Source organism: Pseudomonas sp. S49 (assembly GCF_009866785.1).
GTDB lineage: Bacteria > Pseudomonadota > Gammaproteobacteria > Pseudomonadales > Pseudomonadaceae > Aquipseudomonas.
In genome coordinates this window covers 2,047,025-2,064,098 of sequence record NZ_CP019432.1, presented here as the reverse complement: position 1 = coordinate 2,064,098, position 17,074 = coordinate 2,047,025, and the positions used below count along the sequence as shown (strand labels likewise).

General features: G+C 57.7%; 16 protein-coding genes. 11 read left to right on the top strand and 5 right to left on the bottom strand.

Annotated elements, in window-relative coordinates; genetic code table 11:
• Nucleotides 1–92 precede the first annotated feature (92 nt).
• Genes PspS49_RS09110 through aroC form a run of 3 tightly spaced genes read right to left on the bottom strand, consistent with a single transcriptional unit; the run spans nucleotide 93 to nucleotide 2,984 of the window.
• Nucleotides 93–719, bottom strand: a complete 627-nt coding sequence (locus PspS49_RS09110) for a methylthioribulose 1-phosphate dehydratase (protein WP_007959997.1) — start codon at nucleotides 717–719, stop codon at nucleotides 93–95.
• Nucleotides 716–1,861 (bottom strand): MFS transporter, encoded by a 1,146-nt coding sequence (locus PspS49_RS09105; RefSeq protein ID WP_160038893.1) that lies wholly within the window; start codon nucleotides 1,859–1,861, stop codon nucleotides 716–718. Before PspS49_RS09105 ends, PspS49_RS09110 begins: the two co-directional genes overlap by 4 nt.
• Nucleotides 1,862–1,892: 31 nt before the next feature.
• Nucleotides 1,893–2,984: a chorismate synthase gene (gene aroC, locus PspS49_RS09100; RefSeq protein ID WP_077571784.1), complete on the bottom strand. Its 1,092-nt coding sequence runs from the start codon at nucleotides 2,982–2,984 to the stop codon at nucleotides 1,893–1,895.
• A gap of 130 nt (nucleotides 2,985–3,114) precedes the next feature.
• Between aroC and PspS49_RS09095 the strand changes: the two genes are divergently transcribed.
• Complete coding sequence (locus PspS49_RS09095; RefSeq protein WP_127926456.1) at nucleotides 3,115–4,068, top strand: alpha/beta fold hydrolase; 954 nt, start codon at nucleotides 3,115–3,117, stop codon at nucleotides 4,066–4,068.
• Nucleotides 4,069–4,167: 99 nt separating this feature from the next.
• Nucleotides 4,168–4,959 carry a hypothetical protein gene (locus PspS49_RS09090; RefSeq protein ID WP_127926455.1) on the top strand — a complete coding sequence of 264 codons (792 nt, stop codon included), beginning with the start codon at nucleotides 4,168–4,170 and terminating at the stop codon, nucleotides 4,957–4,959.
• 191 nt (nucleotides 4,960–5,150) lie between these two features.
• On the opposite strand, the gene prmB is transcribed toward PspS49_RS09090, so the two are convergent.
• A complete protein-coding gene (gene prmB, locus PspS49_RS09085; protein WP_064118639.1) occupies nucleotides 5,151–6,059 on the bottom strand; it encodes a 50S ribosomal protein L3 N(5)-glutamine methyltransferase in 909 nt (302 codons plus the stop codon).
• Nucleotides 6,060–6,298: 239 nt separating this feature from the next.
• Here prmB and PspS49_RS09080 point away from each other — a divergent pair, with 239 nt between their 5' ends.
• From PspS49_RS09080 to PspS49_RS09060, 5 genes are all read left to right on the top strand, one after another.
• Entirely contained in the window at nucleotides 6,299–6,889 is a 591-nt protein-coding gene (locus PspS49_RS09080; RefSeq protein WP_007914026.1) for a cysteine hydrolase family protein, read from the top strand.
• A 130-nt stretch (nucleotides 6,890–7,019) separates the two neighbouring features.
• Nucleotides 7,020–7,340, top strand: coding sequence for a hypothetical protein (locus PspS49_RS09075; RefSeq protein WP_007914024.1), 321 nt, complete (start codon nucleotides 7,020–7,022; stop codon nucleotides 7,338–7,340).
• A gap of 74 nt (nucleotides 7,341–7,414) precedes the next feature.
• Entirely contained in the window at nucleotides 7,415–7,972 is a 558-nt protein-coding gene (locus PspS49_RS09070; protein WP_150751657.1) for a Smr/MutS family protein, read from the top strand.
• 77 nt (nucleotides 7,973–8,049) lie between these two features.
• Nucleotides 8,050–8,595: a GTP cyclohydrolase I FolE gene (gene folE / locus PspS49_RS09065; protein ID WP_003204506.1), complete on the top strand. Its 546-nt coding sequence runs from the start codon at nucleotides 8,050–8,052 to the stop codon at nucleotides 8,593–8,595.
• A 103-nt stretch (nucleotides 8,596–8,698) separates the two neighbouring features.
• On the top strand, nucleotides 8,699–9,070 hold the full coding sequence (locus PspS49_RS09060) for a glutathione S-transferase N-terminal domain-containing protein (RefSeq protein ID WP_127926412.1): 372 nt from the start codon (nucleotides 8,699–8,701) through the stop codon (nucleotides 9,068–9,070).
• A 144-nt stretch (nucleotides 9,071–9,214) separates the two neighbouring features.
• Here PspS49_RS09060 and PspS49_RS09055 read toward each other — a convergent pair whose 3' ends face one another.
• A complete protein-coding gene (locus PspS49_RS09055) occupies nucleotides 9,215–10,381 on the bottom strand; it encodes a PLP-dependent aminotransferase family protein (RefSeq protein ID WP_160038891.1) in 1,167 nt (388 codons plus the stop codon).
• A gap of 82 nt (nucleotides 10,382–10,463) precedes the next feature.
• On the opposite strand from PspS49_RS09055, the gene PspS49_RS09050 reads away from it, so the two are divergent.
• The 4 genes from PspS49_RS09050 (at nucleotide 10,464) to PspS49_RS09035 (ending at nucleotide 17,014) form a co-directional block, all read left to right on the top strand.
• On the top strand, nucleotides 10,464–10,910 hold the full coding sequence (locus tag PspS49_RS09050) for a MarR family transcriptional regulator (protein ID WP_127926410.1): 447 nt from the start codon (nucleotides 10,464–10,466) through the stop codon (nucleotides 10,908–10,910).
• 291 nt (nucleotides 10,911–11,201) lie between these two features.
• Entirely contained in the window at nucleotides 11,202–12,551 is a 1,350-nt protein-coding gene (locus PspS49_RS09045; protein ID WP_007914003.1) for an NCS2 family permease, read from the top strand.
• 87 nt (nucleotides 12,552–12,638) lie between these two features.
• Nucleotides 12,639–13,268 carry a LysE family translocator gene (locus tag PspS49_RS09040; RefSeq protein WP_160038889.1) on the top strand — a complete coding sequence of 210 codons (630 nt, stop codon included), beginning with the start codon at nucleotides 12,639–12,641 and terminating at the stop codon, nucleotides 13,266–13,268.
• A 239-nt stretch (nucleotides 13,269–13,507) separates the two neighbouring features.
• Nucleotides 13,508–17,014, top strand: coding sequence for a calcium-binding protein (locus tag PspS49_RS09035; RefSeq protein ID WP_160038887.1), 3,507 nt, complete (start codon nucleotides 13,508–13,510; stop codon nucleotides 17,012–17,014).
• Nucleotides 17,015–17,074: the final 60 nt, after the last annotated feature.

Here is a 17,074-nt window from a genome sequence, read left to right as displayed (position 1 = left end):
GGGCAATTCCTCGGTATCGGCCTTGCCGTCCGGTTCTTGCAGACCGGTCGGGCACAGCATTTCATCAGGCAAATGGGCTACTTCTGGTGAAGTCAGCCTTGGCGGTTCATAACGCTGCGGGTTTTCAACTCGCATTCAAACAGAAATTCAAAGGCCTCGATCTGCCGCAGCGCGTCGCTCATCTGCGCGCCCCAGGTGTAGAGGCCGTGACCGCGAATCAGATAACCGACGCAATCAGGATGGGCGTCGAGCCAAGGCTGCACCTTGGCGGCGAGGCGCGCAATGTCCTGATCGTTGTCGAAAATCGGCACGCGCACCCGTGATTCGTGAGTCGAGATGCCGCTGAAGGCTTTCTGCAGTTCGTAGTCTTCGAACTCGATAAAGTCTTGCGGGGTCAGGCGCGACAGCACCGTGGCGTTGACCGAATGGGTGTGCAGCACTGCGCCGATCTCCGGCCGCCAGCTATACAGCTGAGTGTGCAGCAGGGTTTCCGCGGACGGCTTTTTACCCGGTTCCAGACTGTTGCCCGACAGGTCGGTGGCGAGCACATCGTCCAGACCCAACTGGCCTTTGTGCTTGCCCGACACGGTCAGCAGCGCTTCGCTCGGCGACAGGCGCGTCGAATAGTTGCTGCTGGTGGCCGGCGACCAGCCGCGACCATAAAGAAAACGCCCGGCGTCGACGATTTGCTGGGCGAGTTGTTCACGCGTAAGGCTCATGGCCTGTCCTCTTGCATACGTGTGGCAATGATAACGGCAGCAGCGAGCGCCGCGAGACTGGCAATACTAAAGGTCAATGTCGCGCCGAGGGCATTCCAGCTGTAACCGGAATACAACGCGCCGAGCGCACCGCCGGTGCCGGCCAGTGCGGCGTACAGCGCCTGGCCCTGCCCTTGCTGGCGCGCGCCGAAGCTACGTTGCACGAACGCGATGGCAGCGGCGTGAAAGCTACCGAAGGTTGCTGCGTGCAGAATCTGCGCGAACAGCAACACCCAGAGAAACTCGGCGAACGAACCTAGCAGCAACCAGCGCAGCGCCGCCAGCAGAAAACTCGCCATCAGTACCCGACGCAGGGAAAACCGCGCAAGAATCCGGCTCATCGCCATGAACATCAGCACTTCGGCGACCACACCCACGGCCCAGAGCATGCCGATGGTGCCGCGTGTGTAGCCGAGTCGTTCAAGGTGCAAGGTCAGAAAGGTGTAATACGGGCCGTGGCTCATCTGCATCAGCGCGACACAAGCGTAAAACGCCAGCACGCCGGGATTGCGCAGTTGCTTGAGGAAGCCCTCGTCGTTCGGCCGATTGCCCTGCGGCGGTTGCGCATTCGGCACCCACAGACTGCTGAGGACGATGCCGGCCATGATCAGCACCAGCGCCGCCGGGTAGATATCGAGGCTGAGCCATTCGAACAACCGGCCGAGCGCGACCACGGTGATGATGAAACCGATCGAGCCCCACAGGCGAATCTGGCTGTAACGCGAGGTCTGCCCCTGCAAATGCGCCAGGGTGATGACTTCGAATTGCGGCAGCACCGCATGCCAGAAGAATGCGTGCAGCGCCATGACCATCGCCAGCCAGGCGTAGGTCTTGCTGACGAAAATCAACGAGAAGGTCAGCAGCGTGCACACCGCGCCAAAGCGCACGATGGCCAGGCGTTTGCCGGTGTAATCGCCGAGCCAGCCCCAGATGTTCGGCGCCACGCAGCGCATCAGCATCGGGATGGCGACCAGCTCACCGATCCGCGCCGGACTGAAGCCGAGGTGATCGAAGTACAGCGCCAGAAACGGCGCTGTCGAACCGAGCAAGGCGAAATAGAACAGATAGAAACTGGACAGCCGCCAGTAAGGGAGCGCCGCCACGGTTATGCCGCGACGGCTTTAGAGCCCGCCATCAAAGCTGGCCCAGCACCGGCGTGCTCACGCGCACATCGGCGTTCTGGCCACGGTGACGCAGCAGGTGATCCATCAGCACGATGGCCATCATCGCTTCGGCTATCGGCGTGGCGCGGATGCCCACGCACGGGTCGTGACGGCCCTTGGTGATGACATCGACCGGGTTGCCGTGGATGTCGATCGAACGGCCCGGGGTGGTGATGCTGGAAGTCGGCTTCAACGCCAGATGCGCAACGATCGGCTGACCGGAGGAGATACCGCCGAGGATGCCGCCCGCGTTGTTGCTGAGGAAACCTTCCGGGGTCATTTCATCGCGGTGTTCGGTGCCGCGTTGAGCGACCGACGCAAAACCGGCGCCGATTTCCACGCCTTTGACGGCGTTGATGCTCATCAGCGCATGAGCCAGCTCAGCGTCGAGGCGGTCGAAAATCGGCTCGCCCAGACCCGGCATCACGCCTTCGGCGACGACGGTGATTTTCGCGCCGACCGAGTCTTGGTCGCGACGCAACTGATCCATGTAGGCTTCCAGCTCCGGGACTTTGTCTGGATCGGGGCTGAAGAAGGCATTCTCCTCCACCGAATCCCAGGTCTTGAACGGGATTTCGATCGGGCCGAGCTGGCTCATGTAGCCACGAATGACGATGCCTTGGCTGGCCAGATACTTTTTGGCAATCGCGCCCGCCGCCACGCGCATCGCGGTTTCGCGCGCCGAGCTGCGGCCACCGCCACGGTAGTCGCGCTCACCGTATTTGTGGTGATAGGTGTAGTCGGCGTGGGCCGGGCGGAATAGATCCTTGATCGCCGAGTAGTCCTTGGACTTCTGGTCGGTGTTGCGGATCAGCAGGCCGATCGAGCAACCGGTGGTGCGTCCTTCGAACACGCCGGAAAGGATTTCGACTTCGTCGGCTTCCTGACGCTGGGTGGTGTGGCGGCTGGTGCCCGGCTTGCGCCGATCGAGGTCGCGCTGCAGGTCTTCGAGGGAGATCTCCAGGCCCGGTGGGCAGCCGTCGACAATCGCGACCAACGCCGGACCATGGCTTTCGCCAGCGGTGGTGACAGTGAACAACTTGCCGTAGGTATTGCCGGACATGCAGGACGCTCCGTGAAATCAAACCCAAATTCGTGATGCGCGCCAGTATACGCAGGCTAACCGAGTAGTTCATCCTCGAACCTTAGTGGTGCTGGCGAGTCCAACCGGCACCTTGGCGAATGATGGCGTGATGATGCTGCGAGTTTTGATCTTGAGTCTTACCCTCTTTACGGGCTTTGCCCAAGCGACGGTCCTACAACGCCCGGTTACTTTGGATACCGGCACCGGCGAACTTTTCGGTTCGCTGCTGCTGCCAAAATCTGACAACCCGGTGCCGGTTGTCCTGATTATTTCTGGCTCGGGTCCTACAGACCGTGACGGAAACAACCCCGACGGCGGGCGCAACGATAGCCTCAAGCGCTTGGCCTGGGTGCTGGCTAAACACAATATCGCCAGCGTGCGTTATGACAAACGCGGGGTGGCCGCGAGCCTGGCGGCGACGCCGGATGAGCGCAATTTGTCGATAGAAGCCTACGCCGCGGATGCGGTGGCATGGGGGCAGAAGCTCAAGGCCGATCCGCGTTTCGGCAAACTGATCCTGCTCGGCCACAGTGAAGGCGCGCTGATTGCCAGCCTCGCTGCGCCGAAAGTCGATGCGGCGGCGGTGATTTCTCTGTCCGGCAGTGCCCGACCGGTCGATCAGGTGATCCGCGAGCAATTGGCCCGCAGCCTGCCGCCACCGCTGATGCTGCGCAGTAACGAACTGCTCGACAGCCTCAAGGCCGGTCACACCGATGACAATGTGCCGCAGCCGTTGCAGGTGATTTTCCGCCCGAGTGTGCAGCCGTATCTGATTTCACTGTTCCGTCAGGATCCGGCAAAAGCCTTCGCGCAACTGAAGATGCCGGCGCTGATTGTTCAGGGCAGCAACGACATTCAGGTCGGTACCGAGGACGCGAAACGCCTCAAAGCCGTCAAACCGGACGCCGATCTGGTGGTGATCGAAGGCATGAACCACGTCATGCGCATCGTGCACAACGATATGAAGCGGCAATTGGCTTCGTACAAGGATCCTAATTTGCCGCTGGCTGCGGAACTGGGCAGCAAAATCATCGAATTTATTGACGGACTTCGCGCCAGTTAACCGTTGTTTGCCCTCTAGTCCTGCAAAAAACGGCCGATAAGCCTTTGTCGCCAGCGCAATGGCTGGCGGCAAGCAGGGCTTGGACAGGATCTCGCCGTTATGACTGATACCCAGACTTCACCCGACACCACCGCTGAAAAAGACGCACCGCCAGCGGTCGAGCTGCCGTGGGCGGATGTCCACGTCGAGCACCACAAGATGCTCCGCCTGGCCCCGCTGCAAACCGACCGCAACACCGGCGGCCGCCCCTTGCGCTTCGTCGAGTTCGGCTATGCCGAGCGCAGCAGCAAAGAAAAAAGCCTGATGCGCATGGCGATCAAACTACCCGGTCAGCGTGTGCGCAAAGAGCAGAATCAGCTGGATGTGTGGGTTGATCACACCACCAAGCGTGTGCACTTCGGCCCGGACAGCGGCCTGCAGATCGAACCGATGAACCGTGGCATCGGCCGTTACATGGCCGCGCAAGGCATCAATTGGGCGAAAAAGCGCTGGCCGACCTACACCGTCGACGGCATGGACTTGAACAACAAGGACGCGCTGAACGAAGACACGCGTCTGCGCCGCGATCATTTCCTGCGTGTGCATGGTTTTGATGTGGTGTACGCCGATGCCCAGCATTTGAAGGGCAGCGTCAAGGAAGTGCAGGTTGGCGATTTGCTCGGTGACTGGAACAGCGAGAAGCTGCAGATCGTCGAGATTCTTGAAGCGGCGCAAATGCTTCAACAGGCCGAACAGAATCTGGCCGAGCAGGAAGTGAAGCTGAAGAAGCAGGAAGACAAAGTCAGCAAGTTCAAGCGTGAAGACGCCGGGTTGCGCTTCACGATTACGTGTCTGGTGGCGTTTGCGGTGTTTCAGGCGGGGCTGTTGATCTGGATTGCTACGCACCGTTGATGGCTTGAGACCGCGTCGCGGCCATTCGCGAGCAGGCTCGCTCCCACAGGATTTGTGTCGTACACCAACCCTGCTTGATCGTTCCCACGCTCCGCGTGGGAATGCAGCCGGGGACGCTCCGCGTCCCAACAGCGGACGCAGAGCGTCCATTGAGGCATTCCCACGCAGAGCGTGGGAACGATCCGTCTCGATTAGATGCGGGAAGCGAACAGGGCTTGATGATCGCGGCACTGTTCCGCCGTCAGCATGAACACCCCATGCCCACCACGCTCGAATTCGAGCCAGGCAAAATCGACTTCCGGGTACAGCGCGTCAACGTGCACCTGGCTGTTGCCCACTTCGACAATCAGCAAGCCCTTCTCGGTCAGGTGATCCGCGGCTTCAGCCAGCATCCGCCGAACCAGATTCAAACCATCATCGCCACACGCCAGACCCAGCTCAGGCTCATGCTGATACTCGTCCGGCATGTCAGCGAAATCTTCCGCATCCACATAGGGCGGGTTCGACACGATCAGGTCGAAGCGCTGACCCGGCAAACCATCGAAACCATCACCCTGAACGGTATAGACGCGCTCATCAACGCCATGGCGCTCGATATTCTGGTTGGCCACTTCCAGCGCTTCGAACGACAGATCCGCCAGCACCACTTCGGCGTTCTGGAACTCGTAGGCACAGGCGATGCCGATGCAACCGGAGCCGGTGCACAGGTCGAGAATCCGCGCAGGTTCGGTGCCGATCCACGGGGCGAAGTGGTTTTCGATCAATTCGCCAATCGGCGAACGCGGGATCAACACACGCTCATCGACGATAAACGACATGCCGCAGAACCACGCTTCACCCAACAGGTAAGCGGTGGGAATACGTTCTTCGATGCGGCGCTTGAGCAGGCGTTGCAGGTTGACCAGTTCGTCGTCTTCCAGCGCGCAATCGAGATAGCTGTCGGCGATTTCCCACGGCAGGTGCAACGCGCCGAGCACCAGTTGCCGGGCTTCGTCCCAGGCATTGTCGGTGCCATGGCCGAAAAACAGATCCTCCCCATGGAAGCGGCTGACGGCCCAACGGATGTGGTCGCGCAGGGTACGAAGTCGGGAAGTGATCACGGGGCAGAACTCCAGAAAAAACGACTGGCGATTCTACCAGCCAAAACGCGTGACGACGACGCAGGAAAAACATAGCCCCGACGGTAGGAGTTTTCTGTTTTTTGCATCAGCTATTGAACAGAACGTGTAACTTGACAAGGCTGCAGGCCAGTAACGACGGTGCCTACGATGGTAGCGATTCACAGAACCGCTCAGCCAGAGGACAATGTCGCAAAAGCCCCACCCCAAGGAGCCCCAGAATGTCCGTTCCAAAAACGATGTTTCAACTCAGCGGTCGCGGTTACGCAGCGGCCACACTGAGCCATGCCACCGTGGTCATCATCGATGCCCAGAAAGAATACCTCAGTGGCCCCCTGGCCCTGAGCGGCATGGACGCGGCCGTCGCGAACATCAAACAAGTGGTTGCCGCAGCCCGTGCAGCCGGTCGGCCGATCGTGCACGTGCGTCATCTCGGCACCGTCGGTGGCCTGTTCGACCCGCAGGGCGAGCGCGGCGAGTTCATCCCGGGCCTGGAGCCACAAGGTGATGAAACCATTATCGGCAAACTGCTGCCGAGCGCGTTCCATGGCACCGAGTTGCTCGATCGTTTGCAAAACCTTGGCTCGCTGGACTTGATCGTCTGCGGTTTCATGAGCCACTCCAGTGTCAGCACCACGGTGCGCGCGGCGAAGAACCTGGGCTTCCGTTGCACGTTGGTAGAAGACGCCTGCGCCACCCGCGACCTGCCATTCAAAGGCCGTGTGCTCAGCGCCGCAGTCGTGCAGGAAGCTGAAATGGCGATCATGGCGGATAACTTTGCCACCCTCGCACTGACTCAAGACCTGATCTGATCTGCTCTGATGAGCGGCTCAGCACGCCGCTCATCCGCAAAGTCCTCTCATTTGCCGCAAATGCCATAGCCTCAGGAACAACCCGGTCAACTCCCGGTCGAAGGGCCGATACCCATTGAGGAAGGTCGGAATGAAGTTATCCGATGGATTTGACGCACGCCGCTTGCGGCCCAAAGGCCAAAGCAACTGGCGATTTCGATTCGGCGCGGCGATCGCGGCCATTCTGGCGACGTTCGGCGTGCTGCTGGCGATGGCCGGGGCGGCCAGCCTGCTCGGGCGCCCACCGGCACTCGGTGACTTGAACGCTACGCCGATGGGCTCGGCGATCATTCTGGCGGTCGGCTTGCTGTTTCTGTATTTCGGTGTCGCCCTGTGGCGCCGCTGCCGCCGTCGCGCACGGCAATCGCGGGAACTGAACATGTCCCCGCACCTGATGAAAAAACACGACTGACTCACCGGCCTGGCTTTTTGCCGGGCCGTTTTGTTTCGACTTGGGTAAACTGGCCGCCCTTCGCGGAGGCTGACATGCAAGACGACGATTTTTCCCTGTTCAAAAGTGCGATCCAAGGCGTCAAGCCGATCAAGCACGACCGCGCCGACACCGGCAAACCCAAGGCTGACCGCGCGCAAATTGCCAAGCTGCGCCAGTCCGCCACCGTGCGCACCGATGCCACCACCGTTGATGGCCTGTCCGATCAGTTCGTGATCGACGTCGGCCCGGAAGACGAGTTGATGTGGGCCCGCGACGGCGTGCAGGAAAGTCAGATGCGCAAGCTCAAGGTCGGCCAGATTCCGTTCGAAGGCAGCCTCGACCTGCACGGCATGAGCGTGGAAAAGGCCCGCGAAACCCTCTGGGCGTTTCTCGCCGAAGCGACCAAATTCGAAATCCGCTGCGTACGCGTCACCCACGGCAAGGCCGTGCGCCTGGACGGCAAGCGGCCGATGATCAAAAGCCACGTCAACACCTGGTTGCGCCAGCATGCCCAAGTGCTGGGTTTCTGCTCATGCCAGGCGAAACACGGTGGTGCCGGCGCGGTTTACGTGATGCTCAAACGCACCATGATGGAAGGCCGCGACGAATAATCGCGTTACACCGAACTTGCAGGGTTGTGTCCGCCACCGTACCCTTGCCCTTTGCGAAAATCCCCACAGGTAGTTTCATGTCCCTGGAACAGAATTACACCGCGATTCTCGGCCAATTGGGCGAGGACGTGTCCCGCGAGGGCCTGCTCGACACGCCAAAGCGTGCCGCCAAAGCCATGCAGTACCTCTGCCGCGGTTATGAACAGACGCTCGAAGAGGTTACCAACGGTGCCCTGTTCAGCTCCGACAACAGCGAAATGGTGCTGGTCAAGGACATCGAGTTGTACTCGTTGTGCGAACACCACCTGCTGCCGTTCATCGGCAAGGCGCACGTTGCGTACATCCCGAGCGGCAAAGTGCTGGGCCTGTCGAAGGTCGCGCGGATCGTCGACATGTACGCCCGCCGTCTGCAGATTCAGGAAAACCTCAGCCGTCAGATCGCCGATGCAGTGCAACAAGTCACCGGCGCGCTGGGCGTAGCCGTGGTGATCGAGGCCAAGCACATGTGCATGATGATGCGCGGTGTCGAGAAGCAGAATTCGTCGATGATCACCTCGGTGATGCTCGGTGAGTTCCGTGAAAACGCCGCGACTCGCAGCGAGTTTCTCAGCCTGATCAAGTAATTTGCGCCACGAAGAAAACCGGCATTCATCGCCGGTTTTTTTTCGTCCGTGAAAAATCGGGTAAGCTGCGCGCCTTTCTCAATATGCACCGTGAGGCTTCAACGTGTTCGTCAAAGCGCTTCGTGTCGGCCTCGGCCAACTGGTTATCTTCATCGACTTCATCACCCGTCCGGGCAAGAAAAAGCGCCCCGCCGCTGCTCAGGCTCAGGTGGATGCAGCTGCAAAAGACCTGACCTTGTATCAGTTCCACGCCTGCCCGTTCTGCGTGAAAACCCGCCGCACCTTGCGTCGTTTGAATGTGCCGGTGACGCTGAAGGATGCGAAGAACAATGAACAGGATCGTCAGGCCCTGCTGGATCAGGGCGGCCGGATCAAGGTGCCTTGCCTGCGGATTGAAGAGAATGGGCAGACGACCTGGATGTATGAGTCCAAGGTGATCATTGATTATCTGGATAAGCGCTTCGCGGCGGTCTGATGTTTCTGTATTGGGGCTGATGGCCCCTTCCCACCTTTGGAATGCATTTCCACTGTGGGAGCGAGCCTGCTCGCGAAGAGGCCCTCTCAGTCACCACGAATCCCAGTCAAAAATAAACCGGCCTGTGAGCCGGTTTATTTGTTTTCAGGCAGCCTTATCCAGCTGCGCCTGACGCACCACCGCCGCCAATCGCTTCAATCCTTCATCCAGCCGCGACGGATCAATGTGGCTGAAATTCAAGCGCAAGTGCCCATGATGGTTATCCGGTTCTGGAAAGAACGGCTCCCCCGGCATAAACGCCACATCATTGGCCAACGCCTCGTTGAGCAACGTTCGCGTGTCCAGCGGTTGCTTCAGCGTCAGCCAGAAAAACAGCCCGCCCTGTGGCGTGTTCCAATCCGCCAGATCAGAAAAATGTGTTTCCAGCGCCGCCTGGAAGGCATCCCGCCGCTGTCGATAGAAACCGCGCAACTCACTCAAATGCTGCTGATACTTGTCATTACCGATCCACTGCAACGCCTGCCATTGACCGATGCGATTGGTGTGCAGATCCGCCGATTGCTTGAGTTTGAGCAAGTGCGGAAACAGATCGGGACTGGCGATCAGATAGCCAACGCGCAGACCCGGCAGCAGGGTTTTCGATACGGTACCGGTGTAGATCCAGCTGGATTTTTTCAGTCGACCGGCAATCGGTTTGGCGCTGCCGCCATCGAAAGTCAGTTCGCGGTAGGGTTCGTCTTCGATCAGGGTGACGCCGAATTCATCGAGCAACGCCGCGACCGCTGCGCGTTTGGCTTCGCTGTAGCGCACGGCTGACGGGTTCTGGAAGGTCGGGATCAAGTAGATGAACGCCGGACGATGTTGCTCCAGACGCTCGCGCAATTGCGCGAGGTTGGGGCCATCGGACTCTTGCGGCACGGTCAGGCAATCAGCACCGAACAACTGAAAGATTTGCAGCGCGGCGAGATAGGTCGGCGCTTCCAGCAAAATCTCCGTGCCCTTGTCGATATACAGCTTGGCCGCCAGATCGAGGGTTTGCTGGGAACCGCTGACCACCAGAACCTGACTCGCCTGACATTCCAGCCCAAGCGCCCTCGCCTCCGCCGCCAACGCTTCACGCAACGCCGGCTCGCCTTCGCTCATGCCATATTGGCCGAGCGACAGCGGCATGTCGGCCCACTCGACCTTCGGCAACATGGCTTCGGCGGGCAAGCCGCCCGCAAACGACATGACTTCCGGGCGCTGGGCGGCGGCAAGGATTTCACGAATCAAAGAACTTTTAAGGCGCGAGACACGTTCGGAAAAAGCCATGGAAGTCACCGGTAGCGAGGCGTGTGAAATATGAGTCAAACTGGTTGACTGAAATTACGACAGCTTGAGCGAGTACGTCAACATGCTTGACCTTAAAAACCCATCCAGTCAGCAACAGGCGATGGAAGCTTTTTTCTTCGGCTATCAGGCGTTCACCGCCAAGGCTGATGAAATGCTCGAGCGGCGCGGCCTCTCCCGAGTGCATCAACGCATTGTGTTTTTCATCGCGCGGTACCCGAACTTGAGCGTGAAGGAGTTGTTGGCATTGCTCGGTGTGAGCAAGCAGGCGCTGAACATGCCGTTGCGGCAGTTGCAGGAAATGCATTTGGTGGACAGCGTGGCGTCCGAGGCCGACAAGCGTAAGCGTCTGCTGGAGTTGACGGCGGAAGGCGCGAAGTTTGAGCAGGCTTTGCGGCGTGAGCAGGTGAAGTTGCTGGAGCGGGTGTTCGCCGAGGCTGGGGAAGCGGCGGTGAATGGCTGGTTGGCGGTGAATCTGGCATTGGGGAACAGTCAGACACATCTCGACTGACAGGTGCGCCCTCTTCGCGAGCAGGCTCGCTCCCACAGGGGATCGCATTTCAAATGTGGGAGCGAGCCTGCTCGCGAAGGGGCCAGTACAGGCGATATATCGCTATCGACGGAACTTTCGTAAACAAAACCAAAAACAATATTTGCTTTATTTGTACACAAAAGCATAATCCACAGCGTGCGAGTTCCTGACCGCATGGTCAACAAATTCGCGTATGCCTCAAAGGGCCGCTGCCACCCCTCATGGGTCCGGCCCTGGAAATAACAATAAAACTCTTGAGGAGTACTCGCTGTGGAAAGCCGCAAATCCGAAGCATCGACGCTGGACCTCTCGCCACCATTACGCAGTGGCTTGCTGGAACGTCTGTTTAAACTCAGCTTGCATGGCACCACGGTGAAGACCGAGCTGATTGCCGGTCTGACAACCTTCATTACCATGGCCTACATCATCTTCGTCAACCCGAACATCATGGCCGATGCCGGGATCGATCACGGTGCAGCCTTCGTCGCCACCTGTATCGCCGCTGCATTGGGCTGCCTGTTGATGGGCCTCTACGCCAACTGGCCGGTGGGTTTGGCGCCGGGCATGGGCCTCAACGCGTTCTTCACCTACACCGTGGTCGGCACCATGGGCTACAACTGGGAAACCGCGCTCGGTGCGGTGTTTGTCTCGGGCGTGTTGTTCATGATCCTGACCTTCTCACGGATTCGCGAGTGGCTGCTCAACAGTATTCCAGTCAGTCTGCGTTTTGCGATGGGCGCCGGTGTCGGTCTGTTCCTCGGCCTGATCGGTCTGAAAACCGCAGGCATCGTCGTCGACAGTCCGGCGACGCTGATCAAACTCGGCTCCCTGCGTGAACCCGGCCCGCTGCTAGCGGCCATCTGCTTCCTGATGATTGCAATCCTCAGCTATCACCGTGTATTCGGCGCGATCCTCATCAGCATCATCACCGTGACCCTCGCCGGTTGGGGCCTGGGCATCGTGCACTACGAAGGGATCATGTCGACGCCGCCGAGTCTGGCGCCGACCTTCATGGCCATGAACGTCGCCGGCGTGTTCAACGTCAGCATGATCAGCGTGGTGCTGGCCTTCCTCTTTGTGCACATGTTCGACACCGCCGGCACCCTGATGGGCGTGGCCCAGCGCGCCAATCTGGTCAACGCTGACGGCCGTATCGAAAACCTCTCCCGCGCCATGAAAGCCGACAGTGCCTCCAGCGTTTTCGGCGCCGTGGTCGGTGTGCCTCCAGTCACCAGCTATGTGGAAAGTGCTGCCGGCGTGGCCGCTGGTGGTCGGACTGGTCTTACCGCCGTCACTGTAGGTGTGCTATTTATAGCGGCGATGTTTTTCGCACCGCTGGCCGGCATGATTCCCGCTTACGCCACCGCCGGTGCACTGATCTACGTTGCGATGCTGATGATGGGCGGCATGGCCCACATCGAATGGGACGAAGCCACTGATGCGATCCCGGCCATCGTGACCGCAATCATGATGCCGCTGACCTTCTCGGTCGCCGACGGCATTGCGCTGGGCTTCATCACCTACGTGGCGTTGAAGGCCGGTACCGGCAAGTACAAGGAAATCTCCGTCAGCCTGTGGGTGCTCTGCGCGATCTTCATCGCCAAGTTCATTTTCCTGTAAGCGCTACGCGGTTCAGGTTTCCAAACAGCCTCACCTTTGCGGGTGGGGCTTTTGTGCATCTTGATAACAATAGAAAGGAGCAAAGTGATGAGTCTGGAAACCTGGCTGCTGTTCAGCGGTGCTGCATTGGTGGTGATCCTGATTCCGGGGCCACTGTCGTTGCTGATGATCAGCAACAGTCTGAATTACGGTTTGCGTCGTTCCTACCCGGCATTTCTCGGCGGCGTGACGGCTTCGATCTGTCTGCTCAGTGCATCGGCATTGGGCCTTGGCGCATTGCTGCTGGCCTCGGAGCAACTCTTCAGCGTGCTGAAAATCGTCGGCGCACTGTATCTGTTCTACCTCGCCTGGCAGAGCTGGCAACAATCGCGTCAGCCAGCAGTCGGCGCTGACGTGCCGCAAGCCGCGCCTGTGCCACGTTTTCGCGCGTTGTTCGGACGCGCTTTCGTGCTCGGTGCCAGCAACCCCAAAGACATCCTGTTCTTCGCCGCGTTTCTGCCGCAGTTTCTCAGTGCCGAGCAACCATTCCTGCCACAACTGCTGGTGATGATCGTAACCTGGACCCTGCTGGATCTGCTGTGCAAACTGGCCTACGGTCTGGGCGCCCACGGTGCCGCGCGTTATCTGCGCAGCGGCAAAGGACAGAGCTGGTTTAACCGGATCAGCGCCGGTTTGTTCGGCGGCGCTGGGACAGCATCGTTACTCAGCAGTCACTGAGGCATTTGAATGGTTGTTTGACTGATTGTTACTTGGCTGCAGCCAGCCAGACTTGCAAGATCCGAGTCTGGCTGGTGTTCTCCACGACCGATTGGCATTGCGCACTACAAATTCTCCCGACAGTAATTGCATGCCTTTGATATGCAATACACCGCAACAACCCGTTTATATACATTCCTCGTACGTCCCCCGTACTATCTCGACCTGCTTTTCCCACCCGCCAGAACAAGGAAGTTCAAATGGCCACCCTGATAAGCGAAGCTTTAATAGACAGTGATGCAGTCGTCATTACCGATATGCACGCCGAGTCGAACAAACATACTGATTCAACCATCGATATCAACAGCAATTCCGACAAGCCACTGGACCAGCCTCAAAAGCGAAAAATCGAACAGTTAAGAACTAACGACTCGGTGTTCGGGCCAATACAAATTGGCGAGATATCGATAACACGGGTATCCCTCGACGCCTTGGGTGCGACAATTGACGGGCACCCGCTGAACGGCACAAACACATTCTTCCGCATTCCCAAGCGCTCATTCATCAACTCGTTACAATTCAGCGCCAGCGATATCGCACATCATATGAAGTCCGCGACGGGTTACGATATTTATCTATTGCCTTCTTTGCTGTTCGACATGGCCAGCCACCGCCCGATAACCGCCCCGAACATAACCCGAGAAACATCATCAATCGAGGTTGATCCTGGAAACTACCGCAGCAAAATCGAGAAGCTTCTGAGCTCTGCGCAGAAGCTGGATTTGCAGCACACGCAACTACCAAACAATACTCGGCGCTGGGTCGCCTCGGTAAAGGCCCACTTGACAGTCGGCTCCAGTGTCGGACTCCAGGCATTCGGGATATACACGGGATTGCGCGGAATATTGGTTGCGATGAAATCCGGCGATACCAAAGAGGTTGTAATCAACGCCACAGGTGTTGCCTCGGAAATTGGCTCCATCGCCGTTGACGTTGGCGTCAGCAAGATTGCCAACGAGATGCTGGCGGCCGGAAAAAATGCTTTCAAGGATTTCGCCAAAACCAGGTTTGCGCTGAGGTTGAGTCGATCCGGTGGCTTGATTGGCGGGGCGCTGACTTTGCCATTTGATGTGTACACCACCGTCAACTCCCTGAAGGCCGCAAGCAATGCCACCGGCAAAGAAGCCATGGATCATTACATCAGCGCCGGGTTGAGCATCACCAGCGCGGCCATGACCGTTATCCTCGGTACAGCGGCAATGGCAGGATTGTCTTTTGTGGGTCCGGCGGGCCTTTTGTTCGGTGCGTTTCTGGCAATCGGATCACAGGTGTATGGCGCGGTGCGCATTGTCGATGACATTGATGACTACATTGAACTGACCCTGGGTGAGCGGTGGCGCTCGGGCTTCCTTTCATTCTGCATGTGGGACGTCGAGCAAGGCGTCAAGGACCGCTACAACCAGGCAAGAACCCTGATCCAGCACACGGAACAGCTAAAACGCAATGCTCGCAGATTGCTCGACGTTCAGCTAAAGGATTCCACCGAAGCCGTCGTCAATGGCTCGTTTGAAGTTGATCTCGTTCCCACGCAAGTCTGGAAGCGCAACTGGTGGACGAAAATAGACTCTTGGCAAACGGAAAACGTACCCGTAATACGCGGTGGGGACGACACTATTGATGCTAGCGACGGCGTTACCAAGGATATGCCCGGCGCAGTAGTAGGCGTTGCCGGGGAAAACAAAAATACCTTGTGGTACTTGGGTGACGGTCGTGATTCGATCAAAGGAGTGATAAAAAAACCGAATATTTTCCACTATGGCTCGGGGATCAAAGACCTGACAGGTGGTGAAAAAAACGATCACTTCGTGTTCGAGGCTGCCGCCGATCTGATCAAGAAAAACATCGAAGTATCAACCTATTCGAAGGTGAAGGGGGGCGCCGGTAACGACACCCTGTCTCTGAACGGTGTTCACCAGACGCCGAAAGGATATGACATCGATTTAAGCGCAGGCACACTGCAGGTAAGAACTCCGAATCCCGATGCAGAGGACGGCGCGACTTATAAATTTCACAGTCTTTTGGAAAATATCGAAAACGTTGAAACCCTGAGCGGCGCGGCGAACGTAGTGACAGGCACCCATGAGCGCAACATTATCAAGTCTCGCGGCCAGGACGTCATAAAAGCGGGGGCAGGGAACGACCAGATACAGTTGTTGCATAAAAGTGCAACAGCCTCGGGTGAAGAAGGTATCGACGAGTATTTCATCGACCACCTGGAAGGTCGTGTGTGCATCTTCGAGGATGGTAAACAGCAAAGTACCATTGAATTGAACTGGCCGATCGATCTCATTGAAAGTTGGGTAATCGAAAAGAATTCGCTGATCATTACCTCCGGATTCTACTTTTACGACAAGCCAAAAAGCGTCGTCGTCATCCACGACATCTATGAAACAGACGAGAAAGAAACCCGACTGAAAAACGGCAAACTGGTCTTTTTGACCAAGGACCGTTATCAGCTGAAACCTGATCTGCCTGAAACAATCGAAAGCGGCAAAAATATCGATATCGAAGTCGACATCATTAAACACGGGCAACCCGCGAAACCGCTGATTGTTTACAACTCCGAATGCTGGACAAAGCACCAGCATGAAGCGCGTTATTACATTCCGCGCTCCGAGCAAAGTGTCACATTCTATTCAGCCGATCGTCCCGACGTCGTCACCTTCGTTTACCTGGATTACGCCAGCGACGAATTGAGCAAAGTTGAAGCGCACTTTAGTGCAAGGCAGTCCGAAAAACGTGAAGATCTGATAGCCGGCTGTGATCTGACCTATCACTTTGGCGAAAAGATCGTGACGCTAAAACACTTTTCCTGGGCGCGTGGCGGTTCTGATCCAAAGAACATGATCAAGATCCTGCGGACCATGGCTGTTCGCCCCAGTCATAAATATTTGCTGATTTTCAACGACGGCGTCGCTCTTAATGCCGGGCTTACACCTGAAACAGACGTGGCTCCGGCCGACGACAATTACGAGATGCATTCCTTCAAGCACTGGACAACACCACTTCGCTTGCCCTTGAAATTTCGACAGAAGCAATTCGCCTATGAGTTGCCGTCAAACGAGGCGTACAAGCTCAATGCACTGAATGCTTGCGCCAGCATCGAGTCCAGAGCCATTCGGACCGCGATGGAAAGCCTGGAAGGTGAAGGTGCCACCTACCTGGTCCATCTGGTTGCCAATATGACCTTGAAACTCACGACCCCCGGTGCGTTGGCGAACGCTGTGACAAGACTGCCTTACTCATCGACCTGGGAACTCGATGCGACCAAGCTCGGCAAGGTCGAGGTCAAACTGGAAAACAATCAGTTACTCATCGGCTCCTGCATTGTTCATCTACCGGTTTACGAAAACGAAGAAGACCTGATCGATCAGGTACGCGTTATTTCCGAACATGGCATTGTCCATGTAGTGGATCTTTCCTTTGACCGGATCTATCTGGATGGGCTTGATGCGCGGTTCTTTGAAGAGCCTGACTCGACAAAAGCCTTGCCTGACGCTTTTGCGTCGATGGCCAATCAAGAGGTCAAAGTGCGCAATATCATCTTTGCCGACAACTGGCCGGGAGCGTTCAGTTACAGTTTTTCCGCTTACAACTGGATCCTGCGCAGCGACAAGTCCCGCGTTGAGTTTTCAGAACTTCGGGTCGTCAATCGTTGTACCCATCAGGCCCCCCTGATTACCTTGCTCAAGGTTCCTCCTGCGTAACCTGCCTCCATCAGCCAAGCCCCATTCCCCTCGCGCACTCCGAAATTGAAGTAATCCGAC